The organism is Paenibacillus sp. P46E, assembly GCF_001909095.1.
Lineage (GTDB): Bacteria > Bacillota > Bacilli > Paenibacillales > Paenibacillaceae > Paenibacillus_AQ > Paenibacillus_AQ helianthi.
Window position 1 is genome coordinate 119,235 of sequence record NZ_LVYZ01000099.1, and the last position, 16,968, is coordinate 136,202.

Genomic DNA, 16,968 nt, shown 5'->3' on the forward strand with positions numbered 1-16,968 from the left:
AAGTAAGCTGAAGGACGCCCCCGCTGAGGAAGACGGGAAGTTCTTCAGCTTATTTTTTACTTGAAAATATATAGATATCTATGTATAATAGAGCCATGCCTAACTATAACGCACTGTCACTTATCGGCAAGATCCGCTCCGAGGCCCACAAGCTGATCGTCTCTGAGCTTGAGAAGCGCGGCATCAAGGATATCGTTCCTTCCCACGGAGATGTTCTGGTGCATCTGTATCAGCAGGACAGCCTCTCTATTAAGGAGCTTGCGCTTAAGGTTCATCTCACACAGCCTACAATAACAGTTCTGGTCAACAAGCTGGAGCGGCTGGAATATGTCTGCAGATTCAAGAACGGGGAGGATAGCAGAATTACTTTTGTTAAGCTTACAGATAAAGGCATTGCCTTACAGCAAGCGTTCCAGGAAATATCCGATACGCTGAATGAGGCGCTGTATGGAGGTCTGAATCCTGCACAGCAGGAAGATCTCGAATTTCTTTTGGAGCATATCTATAGAAGATTCTAAATTTTTTTGTATATAAATATAGATATCTATGTAAACTAAGAATAAGCCGTTCAACCCAACCATAAAACCGGAGGTAATCAAAATGAAACATTTAGTTGTCTATGCCCATCCTAGTGCTGAGAGCTTTAACCATGCAATTCTGGAAACCACTGTCCAGGCACTGAAGAAAAAGGGGCATGAAGTTGTTGTGCGCGATTTGTACGCCCTTAACTTTCAGCCCGTGCTGAAGCCTGAGGATACTGAAGCGATGCGTAACGGGAACACTCCAGTTGACATTCTTACCGAACAGAAGTTTATTACTGAGGCGGATGTCGTGACCTTTATTTACCCGATCTGGTGGACCGGGCTGCCTGCCATTCTCAAAGGTTACGTGGACCGGGTATTTTCCTACGGATTCGCATATGCCTATGGGGCAACTGGTATAGATAAGCTGCTCACTGGCAAGAAAGGGCTCATTATCAATACACACGGCACGCCAAAAGAAATCTATGACTCAATCGGAATGACAGCGGGACTCAAAATCACATCCGATACCGGGATTTTCGACTTTACAGGCATCGAAATGGTGGAGCATCTGCTGTTTGGCAGCATTCCTTCGGTCGGACAGGCCGCTCTGGATGAAATTCTGGTTCAGGTGGAGGAGACGGTAACCGCTCTGTTCTAATCTCTGAGTAACTCTATAATAGATCATAATTATCCGGGGAAAGGGTATATTACAGGCGTGGAAAGACAGCGACATCTGATCTTAAAGCTGGTAGCTGACCCGCCTGTTCCTTTACAATCATCCCAGTAACCTATATAATCAATGTAATTGTATACGGATATACCCGGAGGAGCCTGCCAACAGCGGGCTCTTTTTGCGTTTTTTATGGAAATTTAAGGCAGGAGGAAGAGGGATGACCCTTAGACCGAGCAGCGAAAGCATTATGGTATGTGTCCACTATGGCCCGCACGGACAGCGGCTGATTCAAAGAGGAAGCCATTTATCTAAGTTACTGAGCGCCCCTTTATGTGTGCTCACTGTAGATTCGTCTAAGGATAATGAGTACAACCTGGAGAAGGAGCGATATCTCTCCGGGTGGGAGACACTCGCCAAGGAAGCCGGGGGAGAATTTCTGGTCCGGAAATGCCAGGGGAGGAAACCCGCCGAAGTGATTATGGAAACCGCGCGGGAGCGGGGAGTCACGCAGATTATTATCGGTAAGTCTGGTCAGACTTTATGGCAGGAGATTACCCGGGGAAATTTTATCAATGATTTGGTTGAACTGCTTGGCCCTATTGATCTCCATATCGTCGCTGTACAGCGCTATCCGGATCTCTTGGAACAGTCCCACGAACAAGGCTTTACCGCTTATCTGGTGAAGCAGGGGGAAACGTATGTGCTTGCGGATGAGTCTGAAGGGGAAGAAACAGTTAAAGGCATGTTTTTCCGTGAACTGGATACCGATTTTAATAGCGGCCTGTTCAAAAGGGTCGAGGACGGTGAAGCGCAGTATTTGCGGATTGTGCAGGGTGTCTGGGTAAAGCCGGGCAAATAGATTACTTAAGTGAAGAGGGGGAGTGCTAAGCTGTGCTGCATGCTGTGATCTTGATTCCATTTCTGCTGGCTGTTCTGATCCCGCTCGTTAAACGTATTCCGCGTCTTCATACAGGCTGGGCGGTACTGCCAGTTCCAGCAGCTCTTTTTGTGTACTTCCTGATGAAGGTACCCGGCGTCCGAGCTGGAGACAATACGGTTGACACGGTATCCTGGATACCTTCGCTGGGAATGGATATTACCCTGGTGCTGGATGGACTGAGTCTGTTATTCGCCCTGCTAATCACAGGGATGGGTGCTCTCGTAGTTCTATATTCCATCTATTATCTAGATAAGCGGATGGAATCGATCCGTAACTTTTATATGTATCTGCTTATGTTCATGGGAGCAATGCTGGGCGTAGTGTTGTCTGACAACCTGATGGTGCTCTACGGGTTCTGGGAGCTGACCAGTATTACTTCTTTTCTGCTAATTGCCTTCTGGCACCGCCGGGAAAGATCCCGCTATGGAGCGCTCAAATCGATGCTGATCACCGTGTTCGGCGGACTGGCGATGTTTGCCGGGTTCAACCTGCTCTATGTGATGAGCGGAACCTACAGCGTCCGGGAGATTATCGGAGTTGCCAGCCAGCTGTCAGAAGAGCCGATGTTCCTGCCCGCCATGCTGCTGATCCTTTTGGGGGCTTTTACCAAATCGGCGCAGTTTCCGTTTCATATCTGGCTTCCTGACGCAATGGAGGCGCCGACTCCGGTCAGTGCATATCTCCATTCGGCAACGATGGTCAAAGCAGGCCTGTATCTGGTAGCGAGGCTTACTCCTGTATTTGCCGGACAACCGGAATGGTTCTGGCTGGTCTCACTGGTAGGCCTGGTTACTCTCTTATTTGGCTCGTTCAAAGCCATCAGGCAAACCGATCTGAAGGCCATGTTGGCCTTTTCTACCGTCAGCCAGCTGGGATTAATTATGTGCCTGCTGGGGCTTGGTTCTGCCGCAGCCTTTTTCTCCGGTACAGAGGAGTCAGTATTCTATGCGATGGCTACTGCGGCCGCTGTCTTTCATCTGATCAACCATGCCGTGTTCAAGGGTACCCTGTTTATGGTCGTTGGGATTGTAGACCATGAGACGAATACAAGGGATCTGCGCAAGCTGGGAGGCTTAATGTCCCTTATGCCGGTCACCTTTTCCGTTGCGCTCATTGGAGCCTTTTCCATGGCCGGGCTTCCGCCGTTCAGCGGCTTCCTGAGCAAGGAAATGTTCTTCACCGCCGTGATGGATATTCGTGAGCTGGATATTTGGAGTACACAGTCCTGGCTTGTGCTGTTTCCCGTCATTGCCTGGATAGCGAGCGTATTTACCTTTGTGTACAGCATGATTCTGGTCTTCAAAACGTTCACCGGCAAGCTGCAGCCCGGGAAGCTGGATAAAGTGCCGCATGAAGCTCCGCCGGGGCTGTTGTTCTCCCCGGTACTGCTTGTTTCCCTGGCTGTCTTCTTTGCCTTCTTCCCGGATCTGCTGAGCTCATCCTTAATTGAACCGGCAGTAGCTTCGATTCAATACGGGCTGTTGCCGCCGGAAGAGAGTCTACATGTCCCGATTCATTTCTGGCATGGCTGGACACCGGAAATCTTCATGACTCTGGGTGTGGTCGCTGCCGGTATGCTGTTGTATAGAGGCTATGGAAGATTGCGGATACTGGATCGTGAGTGGAGCGGACGGGATTCGCTTAACCGCATGTATGATCTTGGACTTCGCACCTTAGAAAGCGGGTCAGCCCGCCTCACTAATCTGTATATGACCGGGAGCAACCGGAATTATCTGTTGTATATCTTTGGGTTTTTCATTATTGCCCTCGGAAGTACACTGCTAGGAGCACAGGGGGTCACCCTGGGAATGAAGGACTACGCTCCCATCTCCATGTACGAAGTGGCAGTAGTTGCAGTCATGCTGGTTGCCGCCTTCGCTGTCCCTTTTGCGAAGTCGAGAGTCAATGCCATTCTGTTCACAGGTGCGGTCGGCTACATGGTGACCTTGCTGTTTGTGATCTTCCGAGCTCCAGATCTTGCCTTGACACAAATGATTGTGGAGACCGTATCAGTGATTCTGTTCCTGCTGTGCTTCAAATATTTGCCGAAGCTGAAGCAGGAGAAGGAGAAAGCTTCCTTCAAATGGCTGAATCTTATCATCGCTGCAGGTGTCGGATTGACGATGACACTGGTTGCACTGGCAGCCATGGGGAGCAGCCCCTTTACTCCGATTTCGGAATTTTTCCTGAATGAAAGCTATTCCCAGGCCGGCGGCAAAAATGTTGTGAATGTTATCCTGGTAGATTTCAGAGGCTTCGATACCCTGTTCGAAATTATGGTTCTTGGCATTGCGTCCCTTGGGATTTATGGACTGGTCCATCTGAGAATGGAGCCAGAGGCTATAATGCAGGCGAAGAAAACCAAACCGGCAGCCTATTGGTTTCCGCTGCGCAGCAATGATGTGATTCTGCGGACGATGTCCAAGGGAATTGTGTTAATCATTCTTACCTTCTCGCTGTATTTATTCTTTGCCGGACATAATCATCCGGGCGGCGGCTTCATTGGTGCTCTGATGACGTCTGCCGGCTTGATTCTGATGGCGATTTCACTGGGAATTGAACCCGTCCGCAAATTTCTTCCGGTCAATTACCGTATCCTCACAGCGGTGGGCCTGCTGGTCGCTATTCTGACAGCGGCTGGTTCCTTTGTTTTTGGAGTGCCATTCCTGAGCCATTCCTTTGGACATTTTGATCTGCCGCTGCTAGGGGATACAGAGCTTGCGACAGCCGTTCTGTTCGATCTCGGAGTCTATCTGGCGGTCGTCGGCGTGACGATGAACATTATCTTTACCATAGGAGGGGATGAGTAAAATGGAATGGATGATGGCTGTAGCGGTTGGTATTTTATTTACGGTCGGTGTGTATTTGATTTTATCCAAAACCCTGCTGCGGATTGTACTCGGTACTTCCTTGCTTACTCATGGCGTCCATCTGCTTCTTCTGACTATGGCCGGACTAAAAAAAGGGGCAGCACCCTTACTTGGTAACGAGGCGGAAGCCTATGCAGATCCATTGCCGCAGGCGCTGATTCTGACATCCATCGTGATCAGCTTCGGTGTAACAGCCTTCTTCTTTGTGCTTGCCTACCGTGCTTATCAGGCACACGGGACGGATGACATGGATTCTGTCCGGGAGGAGGAACAATGAATAATCTCCTGGTTCTGCCGATTCTTATTCCCTTGTGCACCGCTGTTATCCTGATGTTTCTGAAAGAAAAGGTGCTGCTGCAGCGGTTCATAAGCATATTCAGCGGCATTCTGAATCTCGTTCTATCCTGTGTACTGGTTTCCCGTATCCACGAGAAGGGCATACAGACTTTACATATGGGCGGTTGGGCTCCGCCATATGGTATTGTCCTGGTAGGAGATATGTTTGCAGCGCTGCTTGTACTGACGGCTTCAGCCGTGAGTCTGGGGATTCTGCTCTATTCATTCACCAGTATTGGCACGGAGCGGGAAAGGTTCTATTACTATTCTTTCTTCCACTTTCTGCTCGTAGGCGTATACGGTTCATTTCTGACAGGTGACATCTTCAATTTGTTCGTCTTTTTTGAAGTCATGCTGATCTCGTCTTACGCGATGATCTCCCTGGGCGGAACGAAACATCAGCTTCGGGAAACCGCAAAATATCTCTTGGTCAACATTGTCTCTTCAACGCTCTTTGTAGCGGCTGTCGCCTATCTGTATGCGGCAGTGGGTACACTGAATATGGCTCAATTGTCCCAGCGTATAGCTGAGACCGGACAAAGCGGTGTTCTGAATGTGATCGCTGTGCTGTTCTTGACTGTTTTCGCTCTGAAGGCCGGGCTGTTCCTTTTTTTCTGGCTCCCCGGTTCTTACAGTGCGCCGCCTTCCGCGGTCCGTGCCTTATTTGGAGCACTTTTGACCAAAGTGGGGCTGTACGCAATTATTCGGACGTTTACGCTTATTTTTACTGGTGATCCTCATTTTACGAACGGCTGGATGGCCTGGATGGCGGCGGCTACCATGATTCTGGGCGCAATGGGTGCTGTCGCCTATAATGATATCCCCCGCATCCTGAATTATAACGTCATTATCAGTGTGGGTTTTATTGCCTTCGGTTTATCCGCGGGAACACCGGATGCGCTCAATGGAATGGTCTATTATCTGCTGCATGATATGCTGGGCAAAGGTCTCATGTTCATTCTGGGCGGGTTAATCATTGCCGCTGCGGGCACGGATCGGTTATCCGGCATGGGGGGGCTGATCAAACGTTATCCGGTGCTGGGCTGGAGTTTTTTTGCGCTGGCACTAACGCTTGCCGGTATCCCGCCCTTCAGCGGATTTCCCGGCAAAGTGCTGATCATCCGGGGAGGACTGGATTCAGGTATGTTGATGTTATCCCTTATCGGACTAGGCTCCAGTCTGCTTGTGCTGTACTCACTGGTCAAAGTGTTCAGGCTGGCCTTCTGGGGCAACATGCCAGACAAGGAATTGCCCAAGGTGAATCTAAAAGGCGGAACGGCGGTAGCAGCCGGACTCCTCTTTCTGGTCATCGTTATGGGCCTTGGAGCGGAGTGGGTGAATTCCTATGTATCTCAGGCAGGGGAAGTGCTTGGTTCCCCCCGGCTCTATATTGAAGCTGTATTGAAGGAGTAGATGAAGATGGCTGTTCAAATCTTATTAAACCTGATGACTGCGTTTCTGTGGATGATGCTGACCGGCGACGGCTCAGGCTCAAGCTTTGGAATTGGCTATCTGCTGGGGTGCGGACTTCTGGTGGTGCTGCACAAATTCCTGCCCGAACCGCTCTATTTGAAACGCGTGTGGTCCATTGTGAAGCTGCTGGCGCTGTTCCTGCGGGAACTGGTGTTATCCAGCTTCGCGGTCATCCGGCAAATTCTCCGGCCCAGACTGACAGTCCGCCCGGGGATCTTCGCTTATGAAACCGCACTGAGCTCTGACTTTGAGGTTACGCTGCTGTCCTGCCTCATTTGTCTGACACCAGGGACGCTTACACTGGAAGTCTCGGGCAGCGGCCAGACTCTCTATATTCATGCCATGGATATTGAAGATGCCGGCCAGCTCTCCCGCCAGATCCAGGGAACCTTTGAAAAAGCGATTATGGAGGTGACCCGGCTATGATATCTGTCCTGCTTCAACTTGCGCTGATTATTCTGGCACTAGCCATGCTGGCCTGCCTGTACCGGCTGATTCTGGGACCGACCCGTTCAGACCGGATTGCTGCCCTGGACACCATCGGCATCAATCTGCTGGCGGTGATTGCGGTGCTGAGCATACTGCAGAAGACTGAGGATTATATTGAAATTGTCCTTGTGATTGGGATTCTGACCTTTATCGGAACAACGGCATTAGCAAGATATATTGAAAGAGAAGCGGTTATTGATCAGGGGGGTGATGAGCTTGATCGGTGAGCTGCTGATTGCGGTTCTGGTGCTGTTGGGTGCATTGTTTTGCGGGCTTGGCGCGTTTGGGCTGGTCCGGCTTCCGGATGTCTACTTACGGTCTCATGCCGCGACCAAGAGTGCTACGCTGGGCGTATTATGTGTGCTGACAGGAGCCTTTCTATTTTTTTTCTTCTATATAAATATAGTCAGTATTAAGCTGCTGCTGGCGATTGTGTTTGTCTTCATCACCTCCCCGGTAGCCGGTCATCTGAATGGCCGGGCGGCTTACCGCTCCGGTGTGCCTTTATGGAAGGGAAGCGTGCAGGATGACCTGAAGCCGGTACTGGAGAAGAACGGGACGAAGCAGTCCGGTTCTAAGGATAAATAAGTGTATGCTATAGAAGTACTGAAGTATAATCGAAGAAACTTGGTATGGGTTCGAAAATTGTAAAATGGGGTGCCGTATGAATCACTTCGATGAAACATTTATCCAGGTCCTGATCCTGCTTGCCATATCCATCGGCGTTATTGCGGTTGCAAAAAAGGTCAATCAACCATACTCTATTGCGCTGGTCATGGTGGGACTTTTTCTGGGGTTGGTTCGTGTCCCTGTACTGGAGGATGCAGAGGTTTTTATTACACAATCTCACGTGTTTCAGGCGATTATTATCTCATTATTCCTTCCTATTCTCCTAGGAGACGCAACCCTGAAGCTGCCTTTTTCCCATCTGATGGAACAGCGTAAGCCGGTGATGGCTTTGGCCTTTGGCGGAACCTTGTTGTCTTTTCTCATTATCGGCTTGTCGGTATATTGGGGCTTGGGACTTCCTCTAATCGTGTCCTTTACGTTTGCAGCGTTGATGAGCGCAACGGACCCCATCAGCGTGATTTCGATCTTCAAATCACTAGGCGTCCCCAAGAATATTGTGACCATCATCGAAGGGGAGTCGCTGTTTAACGACGGTATTGCGGTTGTGCTGTTCCAGATTTCATCCGTATACCTGCTGTCTTACATGGAGATGGGCTGGGCGGGAATCGGCAGCGGAATATTGCTCTTTCTGAAGTTTGCACTGGGGGGCATTCTCGTCGGTGCCATTATGGGCTATGTATTTTCCCAGCTGATCCGCCTCTATGATGATTTTCCGCTGGAGATTGGCTTTTCCATGCTGCTGTTTTTTGGGAGCTATTTCATTTCAGAGCATTTTGAGGTCTCGGGTGTTATTGCTGTAGCGGTAAGCGGGCTGATCTTTGGCAATTATGGAGCACGGGTCGGCATGTCCGAAACAACGAAGATGAACATTAATTCCTTTTGGGATGTGATCACCCTCGTAGCGAATTCCCTGATCTTCCTGATGATTGGCCTGGAAATTAAGAATATTAACTTCTCCGATAAGTGGTGGCTTATTCTCGCTGCGATTGTGATCGTACTGCTGGGTAGAACCATAGCGCTCTACGCAAGCCTTGCTGCTCTTAGAAACTTCCCGGGTTCCTGGAAAAGTGTGTTGAATTGGGGCGGCTTGAAGGGAAGCTTGTCCATTGCGCTTGCCCTGAGTCTGCCAATGTCCTTTGAAGGAAGGCAGGATATATTGGTACTGACGTTCAGTGTTGTGCTGTTCTCATTACTGGTCCAGGGACTGTCGATCAAGCCGCTGGTGAAAAAACTTGGATTAACCCAGGACGTCCATTCCACACAAAAATAGGTTGATAACCTAAGTACTTTGTGATTTAATGCAGTAGTGGTATTGATACCGTTGTCGGGGAAGTCCATGTGGTTAGAAAAATGAGAGATCCAAGTACCGGGGTGGTTCGGTTTGATCAGACTATCTGTAGTCGCAGCACTATATAATAAAGAGAACAGTATCCGTCAGCTCTATGACAGCATCAAGAATGCAATGGAGAGCCGGATGGAGAGCTATGAGATTGTGTTTGTCAACGACGGCAGCAGGGACCGCAGTGTTGGTATTCTGGATGAGATCGCCGGGTCCGATTCAGCGGTGAAGGTCATCCATTTCGAGAAAAATTGCGGCCAGACAGCAGCGATCTGGGCAGGAATGAAAGCGTCCGGCGGAGAGCTTATCGCTCTGCTTGATGCGGATATGCAGACTGATCCCCGGGACATTTTCCGGCTGATGCCTTTCATAGAACGGGTGGATTTCGTGAATGGCAAGCGGATGGACCGCAAAGGCCCGCTGCTCCGAAGGACACTGCTTAGGCTCGTTAACGGGATGCGGAATTTTCTCACCGGCGACAGCCTGTATGATGCGCAGTGCCCTATGAAGCTGATGAGACGTGAAGTGGCGGAGAGCTTCCATTTATACAGCGGGATGCACCGGTATTTGCCGACGCTTGCGAAGATGAACGGCTTTTCCGTGATTGAGGTGTCGGTGAGTCATCAAGGAGGAAAAGACGGAGGGTACCGTTATGGTGCTTTTAACCGTATCTTCGTAGGCTTTATGGACGCAGTTGTTATCGGCAGACTGCAGAAGAGGGTTATCCATTACCGCATCAAAGGCGATTAATTTTTTGTGAAAGGAAATGAATTTTTTCATGAGGAAATCATTGAATGGCATTTTAAATCGGCCGATTCTCTTGTTCAGCTTCGTGCTTCTGCTCAAAAGCGCCGTGGCCTGGTTTGTCGTGTTCAGCGACGGTCCGAACTGGAGTATGGTTTTTACCGAAATTCCTTTTTTTATTATTGTGTTCAGTCTGATTGAATGGCTGTCTTCCAAACGGAAGATCTTGTATTATATGATAGCCAATTTGTTCATTACGGTGATTTATTTTTCCGTCCTGATGTATTACAAGTATTATGGCGTGATCGCCACCTACCATGCGCTGCAGCAAGCGGATAAGGTTACCAAGGTCGGAGAGAGCACGTATTCTCTGATCACGCCGTATTATCTGTTTATTTTTGTAGACATTGTCTTCTTCCTGCTCTTGATGTTCCGTCCCAAATATATTGCCAAATGGAAGGAAAGAGGCACATACCGGATCAGCCGTCCTGTTCTGCTTGGTGCCACCGCCGTTTCTCTCGCGTTGTGCTTCTTCAATATCTGGCCCAACCACGCAAGCATGAACGAGATCAAAAAAGCGGAAAGCATGGGAATCCTGAATTACGAGGTGTATACGCTGTTTGCGGACAGCACAGAGAAGGAAGAGCTTATTGACAGCAAGGAGATTACCCAGCAGGCGGTAGATACGATTAAGGGTACTGAAACGCCGCAGTCACCGAAGTACCTGGGAGCCGATAAGGGCAAAAATCTGATCGTGGTCCAGATGGAATCGTTCCAGAACTTCCTGATCGGATTGACCATTGACGGTCAGGAGATTACTCCGAACATCAACAAGCTGGCGCATAGCAATACGTATTTCAACAATTTCTACACCAATGCGGGCCAGGGTACCACTTCGGATGCCGAGTTCGTGGTGAACTCCTCATTTTATGTACCGAAGAACGAACCAGCAACATCATCGCCCTATATGAAAAAATCCGTGCCCAGCCTGCCAAAGCTGCTAAGTGCGAACGGATATTATACGGCTACGTTCCATACGAATAGTGTGGAATTCTGGAACCGCAAAGACTTGTACAAAGCGATAGGCTTTGATAAATATTATGACCAGTCATTCTTTGGGGATGATGACCATATCGCGTTCGGTTCTTCGGATGAGGTGCTTTTCGCCAAAACGGTACCCGAGCTGGCCGTACTTGATGCCAAGGATCAGCCGTTCTATGCAATGGTCATTTCCATGAGTGCACATCATCCTTTCCGGCTTCCTGAGGAAAAGTTCAAGATGAAGCTGCCGGAACGTTATCAGGGGACGTTGCTGGGCGACTATATTCAGGCCCAGAATTATGCGGACTATGCGATGGGGCAATTTCTGGAGGAACTAAAAACAAGCGGACTGTGGGATGACAGCCTGATTGTATTCTACGGGGATCACCAGGGCGTGCCGATGTATACGCTTGGCAATGATGAGAAGGATCTGTTGAAAGAAATGATCGGACATGAGTACGGCTATACGGATATGTTCAATATTCCATTCATTGTTCACTCGCCAAGCGGCTCACTGCCTCCGGTCATTGACCGGACAGGCGGACAGATTGACATCCTGCCGACAGTGTCCAATCTGCTGGGAGTGCCACTGCAGAACCAGCTGCATTTCGGTGAGGATCTGTTGAACTCGACGTCCAACCTGATCCCGTTCCGGCATTTCCTGCCTACAGGTTCCTTCGTGAATAACACGAGCATCTATCTGACGGGGAATGATTACGAGGATGGAAGCAACTACAGTCTAAATGATAATTCGGTGACCCAAGGCGGCTCCACAGAAGCGCAGTTCGAAGCTGCGGAGCGACTGCTGAACATGTCGAACAGCTATCTGATGCAGCTTCCGGACCGGCCGGATCAGCAGTAACCCGGAACAGTAAGTATAGGGCTTGCCCTGTACTTGCTGTTTTTTTTGTGCTGAAAATATAGGTTATCAGTCCTCAAGCTGCCCGTTGATCTCTTCGAAATAGTGATAGACCCCGTTCAAAAGCTCGATAAGCGTTTCGCTCCGTTCCTTGCCGAGATAGTCAATCATCCCCTTGAACGTGTCGCGGATTCTGTCAACAGCCGCATCGGCACAACGTTCGCCTTTGTCAGTCAATGCAATCCCGCTGACCCTTTTATCCAGGGCATCACTGGTGCGGACCACATAACCCTGTGCGAGCAGACTGTTCACCATTTGGGTAATAGTGGGGGAGGTGACCTTATGCATTTTGCTGATATCAGAGATCGTAAGCACTGGCTTGCCGGATTTCTCGGTTCCTAATTTGATCGTGACCAGCACACGAATTTCACTGGGCTTCAGGATGGTGGGGTTGTTCTTCTGCCAGTTGATTTTGGAGAACTGCTGAAATACAGCCATCAGCTCATCAATATTATCATATTTGTCTTTTCTGTCTTCGTTCATCTGTACACCTCAAAGATCATCTTTCCCTTAATTATAGGTCATCATGTGAAGCAAAGGAATGGAAAGGACAAGAAACTTATATAAAAGCAACTCACATCTGGAAGTAAGCGCATACATAATGAAGAAGGCTAATCCGTTTTCTTGAACACAGCCCATATAAGCAGAATCAGACATACGCCCACGGCGGCGAGAACGAAAGGAAACCACTGCGGCGCGGAAGCTGCAGTCAGATGGATCGAGCCCATTACATTCACCTCCTTTCGCTCAGTAGCCGGATTATTCTGCGGGACTATGAAGAAGTGAGACCTGGTATTTGTTCAGGAACATGCTCCATTCCTCCGAAGGCTTCTCGTCAGTAACGATAAAATCTATCTCGTCAAAGCCGAACAATCTTATAAAAGCAATCCGGTCGAATTTGGAGTAGTCTGCGAGAAGCACCGCTTTGCTGGCCTGCTGGCGCATAAGAATCTTGAGTTCGCTTTCGGCTTCGTTGGAGTCGCTTAGTCCGCCTGTCATTGAAAGTGCCTTGCAGCTGAACAATGCGACGTCCACATTATACCTTTGGATGGTGTGGGAGGCGCTGGGCCCGACAAAGGAGTTCGTTTCAGCTCCCAGCACGCCGCCTGTAGAGATTAGCTTGTGCCCGGAATGCTGGAACTCGGACAGGACGACCAGTGAATTGGTGATAATCGTCAGGTTTTTTTTGACTTCGGTAATTTTCTTCAGTGCTTCAAAGGCGGTTGAGCTGGTGTCGGTCATCAGGCTGTCACCATCATTAATAAGCTCCAGGACGTTAGCGGCAATAGCCCGCTTGGCCTCGAGGTTGACCGCATGTCTATGGGAATAGGAAGGGTCCTCGTTGGTGTGAACATTCAGGATGGCGCCGCCATAGCTTTTCTTAGCGATGCCTTCCTTGTCCAGCTTCTCCAAATCTCTGCGGATCGTCTCTTCGGAGACATTGAAGTCCTGCGCCAAATCAGCGACATGGACTTTTTTGTTACGGTAGAGCTTATTGATAATGAGTTCACGGCGTTCAAATGCTCTCACTAAGGCGGACCTCCTGGCATGGTTGATCTTTATTTCTATTTTACTATAATCCGGGGGATAAATAAAAGGAAAATCCACATAACACTCCACAATTATATTATTAAAACCACATAAACTCACTATAAATGTGTGGATTTATGTTGACACACCTGGTTTATGATTTTATGATAGAGCATATGCAAACGCTTTTATTGTTCTTATCATTCGGAGGAGGTTATATGGCATGACAACTCATTATCCCAAAATCGGAATCCGCCCGACGATTGACGGAAGACGCCGCGGCGTTCGTGAATCACTGGAAGTCCAGACGATGGGTATGGCGGAGCGGGTCGCTGCCTTTTTGAAGGAAAACCTGCATTACCCTGACGGCTCACCTGTGGAATGTGTAATTGCGGATTCCACAATTGGCGGAGTGAAGGAAGCTGCAGCCGCTCAGGCCAAATTCTCAGGCGCGAATGTAGGCGTATCCATTACAGTAACACCCTGCTGGTGTTATGGCTCGGAAACGATGGATATGGATGCGGCGATTCCGAATGCGGTCTGGGGATTCAATGGTACGGAGAGACCCGGTGCAGTCTATCTTGCTGCTGTGCTGTCAGCGTATGCCCAGAAAGGCATTCCGGCTTTTGGGATCTATGGGGAGGATGTGCAGGATTCAGGAAGCGAGGATATCCCGGCTGATGTACAGACCAAGCTGCTGCGGTTCGCCAAATCGGCACTTGCCGTTGCTCTGATGAAGGGTACCTCCTACCTGTCGATGGGATCGGTATCAATGGGCATCGCCGGTTCAATTGTGAATGACCAGTTCTTTCAGGAGTACCTGGGCATGCGCAATGAATATATCGATATGTCCGAGTTCGTCCGCCGTTTCGAGGAAGGTATTTACGATCAGGAGGAATTTGCCCGCGCCCTGAAATGGACGAAGGAGAATTGCCGGATCGGCCCAGATAATAACCCTGGACATCTCCAGCTTAGCAGCGAAGAGAAGGAAGCCCAGTGGGAAACCTGCGTCAAGATGGCGCTTATCGGCCGTGATCTGATGGTCGGGAATCCGCTGCTTGCAGAGCTTGGATTTGAAGAAGAGGCTCAAGGCCACAACGCGCTTGCCGCCGGCTTCCAGGGGCAGCGTCAATGGACGGATCACTTCCCGAATGGTGATTTCATGGAGACGATCCTGAATTCCTCCTTCGACTGGAACGGCAAGCGCGCTCCTTATATTCTGGCTACGGAGAATGACAGCCTGAACGGCGTGACCATGCTGTTCAATTACTTGTTGACGAATACGGCGCAGATCTTCGCCGATGTCCGCACCTACTGGAGTCCGGCAGCCGTGAAGCGTGTCACCGGATACGAGCTGCAAGACCAGGCAGCTGGCGGCCTGCTCCATCTGATCAATTCCGGATCTGCGGCACTGGACGGTGCTGGTGAACAGACGAGAGATGGCAAGCCGGTAATCAAACCATTCTGGGAGATCACAGATGAGGAAGTGGAAGCTACTCTGAAAGCAACGGAGTTCCGGGCGGCTTCACAGGAATATTTCCGCGGGGGCGGCTTCTCTACCGATTATCTGACCAAGGGCGGAATGCCTGTAACAATGGCGCGGCTTAATCTGGTCAAAGGACTGGGGCCTGTCCTGCAACTGGTCGAAGGTTATACTGTGGAGCTGCCTGAAGAGGTGCACCGCACGCTGGATGAACGTACTGATCCTACCTGGCCGACCACCTGGTTCGCCCCTATTCTCACCGGAACCGGCTCTTTCAGCTCGGTGTATGACGTGATGAATAATTGGGGAGCCAATCATGGAGCAATCAGCTACGGTCATATTGGTGCAGATCTGATTACACTGGCATCCATGCTGCGCATTCCGGTCAGTATGCATAATGTGGAGGAGTCGCGGATTTTCCGGCCGCGTGTCTGGTCACTGTTCGGGACGGAGAGTCTTGAGGCTGCGGACTACCGGGCCTGCCGCAACTTTGGACCCCTATATTAATTTCTGGAAGCGGGCAGGTGAATGGAATGGGCAAGCGGGTACAACTGCTGGCAGTGGATCTCGGGGCAAGCTCGGGAAGAGTGATCCTTGGCACCTATAACGGAAGCAGCATTGTGACAGAGGAAGTGCACCGGTTTGCCAACTCACCGGTGCAGGACAGCGGACATTTATACTGGAATGTCCCGGCTCTGCTTCAGGAGATCAAGCAGGGAATCAAGCTGGCGTGCCAGGCTCACGGAGAAATAACAAGCCTCAGTGTGGATACCTGGGGAGTAGATTACGGCTACTTGGATCATGCCGGGAAGCTGCTTGATTCTCCGCATCATTACCGGGATCAGCGGATGGGGAAATACCGTAATCGCCTGGAGGAGCTGCTGCCGCCTGAGGAGCAGTTCAGGCTTACCGGCAATCAGCCGGACCCGATCAATACTCTTTATCAGCTGTTTGCGGATTTGCAGGAGAACCCGCTGCTTCAGGAGTGTGCTGACCATATTCTCATGATGCCTGACTTGTTCCTGTACCTGCTGTCCGGGACTGTTTCTGCAGAGAAAACCATTCTGAGTACGAGCGGACTGCTGGACGCCGGTACTGGCGACCCTTCATCTGTGGTTCTCGGCAGGCTGGGAATTCCGGCGGGTCTGATTCCGCTTCGTGTTGAGGCCGGAACGGCCATCGGCAGGCTGCTGCCGGAGCTCTGCGATGAGCTGGGCTGCGGACCCATCCGCGTTATTGCCGGTGCCTCTCATGATACAGCTTCCGCCGTAGCCTCCATTCCATATGCGGAGAAGAATGGGGCAGCGTTTATCAGCTGCGGTACCTGGTCACTCGTTGGCATGGAAACGAAGGCTCCCGTGCTAACCCCGGCAAGCTATAAATATGGCTTCACGAATGAAGGCTGTTATGGCAGCGGGAACCGGCTGCTTAAGAACATTACCGGCCTGTGGCTGCTCCAGGAAACGCGCAGGACCTGGGCGGAAGCGGGTGAAGTGCTGAGCTTCGGGGAGCTTTCCACACTTGCCGGTAATGAAGGGGCGGCACAATCTTTTATCCAACCGAATGATCCGGTCTTCAGTACGCCGGGAGACATGCCGGGACGTATCGCTGAATACTGCCGGAGTACCGGTCAACAGGTGCCGGAGACCAAAGGGGCGATGGTCCGCACGATTCTGGAGAGCCTCGCCAAGTCCTATGCGGCTGCGATCCAAGAGCTGGAAGAAATTACTGGTGAAAAGGTTCGTAAAGTTCATATGGTCGGAGGGGGGATTCAGAACAAGCTCCTCTGCCAGTTGACGGCGGACGCTACCGGAAGAGAAATTATAGCCGGTCCCGTCGAAGCCAGTGCGCTCGGCAATCTGCTGGTGCAGCTGGCAGCTTTGGACGAACTGGATTTCAGCCGGGCCGCAGCGATTGTAGCAGCTTCCGAGACCCTGACGGTCTATCGGCCAATAAATGATAATAGAGGAGAATAAA

Annotated in this window: 16 protein-coding genes; 14 read left to right on the forward strand and 2 right to left on the reverse strand. The window is 50.4% G+C overall.

Annotation, left to right across the window (positions count from 1 at the left end; translation table 11 throughout):
* Positions 1–95: 95 nt before the first annotated feature.
* The 12 genes from A3849_RS30510 to A3849_RS30565 all read left to right on the forward strand — a co-directional run bounded on the left by A3849_RS30510 (position 96) and on the right by A3849_RS30565 (position 11,921).
* Positions 96–518: a MarR family winged helix-turn-helix transcriptional regulator gene (locus A3849_RS30510; protein WP_074114817.1), complete on the forward strand. Its 423-nt coding sequence runs from the start codon at positions 96–98 to the stop codon at positions 516–518.
* An 82-nt stretch (positions 519–600) separates the two neighbouring features.
* On the forward strand, positions 601–1,182 hold the full coding sequence (locus tag A3849_RS30515) for an NAD(P)H-dependent oxidoreductase (RefSeq protein ID WP_074114818.1): 582 nt from the start codon (positions 601–603) through the stop codon (positions 1,180–1,182).
* 232 nt (positions 1,183–1,414) lie between these two features.
* Positions 1,415–2,056 (forward strand): universal stress protein, encoded by a 642-nt coding sequence (locus tag A3849_RS30520; RefSeq protein WP_074114819.1) that lies wholly within the window; start codon positions 1,415–1,417, stop codon positions 2,054–2,056.
* Between the two features lie 32 nt (positions 2,057–2,088).
* The gene (locus tag A3849_RS30525) at positions 2,089–4,947 is read left to right on the forward strand and encodes a Na+/H+ antiporter subunit A (protein ID WP_074114820.1); all 2,859 of its coding nucleotides are present in this window, start codon (positions 2,089–2,091) and stop codon (positions 4,945–4,947) included.
* Position 4,948: 1 nt separating this feature from the next.
* The gene (locus A3849_RS30530) at positions 4,949–5,284 is read left to right on the forward strand and encodes a Na(+)/H(+) antiporter subunit C (RefSeq protein WP_074085169.1); all 336 of its coding nucleotides are present in this window, start codon (positions 4,949–4,951) and stop codon (positions 5,282–5,284) included.
* Positions 5,281–6,756, forward strand: a complete 1,476-nt coding sequence (locus A3849_RS30535; protein ID WP_074114821.1) for a Na+/H+ antiporter subunit D — start codon at positions 5,281–5,283, stop codon at positions 6,754–6,756. The genes A3849_RS30530 and A3849_RS30535 overlap by 4 nt, the downstream gene beginning before the upstream one ends.
* 6 nt (positions 6,757–6,762) lie before the next feature.
* Positions 6,763–7,242 carry a Na+/H+ antiporter subunit E gene (locus tag A3849_RS30540; protein WP_074114822.1) on the forward strand — a complete coding sequence of 160 codons (480 nt, stop codon included), beginning with the start codon at positions 6,763–6,765 and terminating at the stop codon, positions 7,240–7,242.
* Positions 7,239–7,532, forward strand: coding sequence for a Na(+)/H(+) antiporter subunit F1 (locus A3849_RS30545; RefSeq protein ID WP_074114823.1), 294 nt, complete (start codon positions 7,239–7,241; stop codon positions 7,530–7,532). Before A3849_RS30540 ends, A3849_RS30545 begins: the two co-directional genes overlap by 4 nt.
* Positions 7,516–7,893 (forward strand): monovalent cation/H(+) antiporter subunit G, encoded by a 378-nt coding sequence (gene mnhG, locus A3849_RS30550; protein WP_074114824.1) that lies wholly within the window; start codon positions 7,516–7,518, stop codon positions 7,891–7,893. Before A3849_RS30545 ends, mnhG begins: the two co-directional genes overlap by 17 nt.
* Before the next feature lie 76 nt (positions 7,894–7,969).
* A complete protein-coding gene (locus A3849_RS30555) occupies positions 7,970–9,205 on the forward strand; it encodes a cation:proton antiporter (RefSeq protein ID WP_074114825.1) in 1,236 nt (411 codons plus the stop codon).
* 111 nt (positions 9,206–9,316) lie between these two features.
* Positions 9,317–10,024: a glycosyltransferase family 2 protein gene (locus tag A3849_RS30560; protein ID WP_074114826.1), complete on the forward strand. Its 708-nt coding sequence runs from the start codon at positions 9,317–9,319 to the stop codon at positions 10,022–10,024.
* A gap of 28 nt (positions 10,025–10,052) precedes the next feature.
* Positions 10,053–11,921 carry an LTA synthase family protein gene (locus A3849_RS30565; protein ID WP_074114827.1) on the forward strand — a complete coding sequence of 623 codons (1,869 nt, stop codon included), beginning with the start codon at positions 10,053–10,055 and terminating at the stop codon, positions 11,919–11,921.
* Between the two features lie 66 nt (positions 11,922–11,987).
* Here A3849_RS30565 and A3849_RS30570 read toward each other — a convergent pair whose 3' ends face one another.
* Both A3849_RS30570 and A3849_RS30575 read right to left on the reverse strand, forming a co-directional pair.
* The gene (locus A3849_RS30570) at positions 11,988–12,461 is read right to left on the reverse strand and encodes a MarR family winged helix-turn-helix transcriptional regulator (RefSeq protein ID WP_074114828.1); all 474 of its coding nucleotides are present in this window, start codon (positions 12,459–12,461) and stop codon (positions 11,988–11,990) included.
* Positions 12,462–12,737: 276 nt separating this feature from the next.
* Entirely contained in the window at positions 12,738–13,508 is a 771-nt protein-coding gene (locus tag A3849_RS30575) for a DeoR/GlpR family DNA-binding transcription regulator (RefSeq protein WP_074085178.1), read from the reverse strand.
* 223 nt (positions 13,509–13,731) lie between these two features.
* Here A3849_RS30575 and A3849_RS30580 point away from each other — a divergent pair, with 223 nt between their 5' ends.
* Together A3849_RS30580 and A3849_RS30585 are read left to right on the forward strand one after the other, a co-directional pair.
* Complete coding sequence (locus tag A3849_RS30580) at positions 13,732–15,498, forward strand: L-fucose isomerase (protein ID WP_074114829.1); 1,767 nt, start codon at positions 13,732–13,734, stop codon at positions 15,496–15,498.
* A gap of 26 nt (positions 15,499–15,524) precedes the next feature.
* Entirely contained in the window at positions 15,525–16,967 is a 1,443-nt protein-coding gene (locus tag A3849_RS30585) for a rhamnulokinase (RefSeq protein ID WP_074114830.1), read from the forward strand.
* Position 16,968 lies beyond the last annotated feature (1 nt).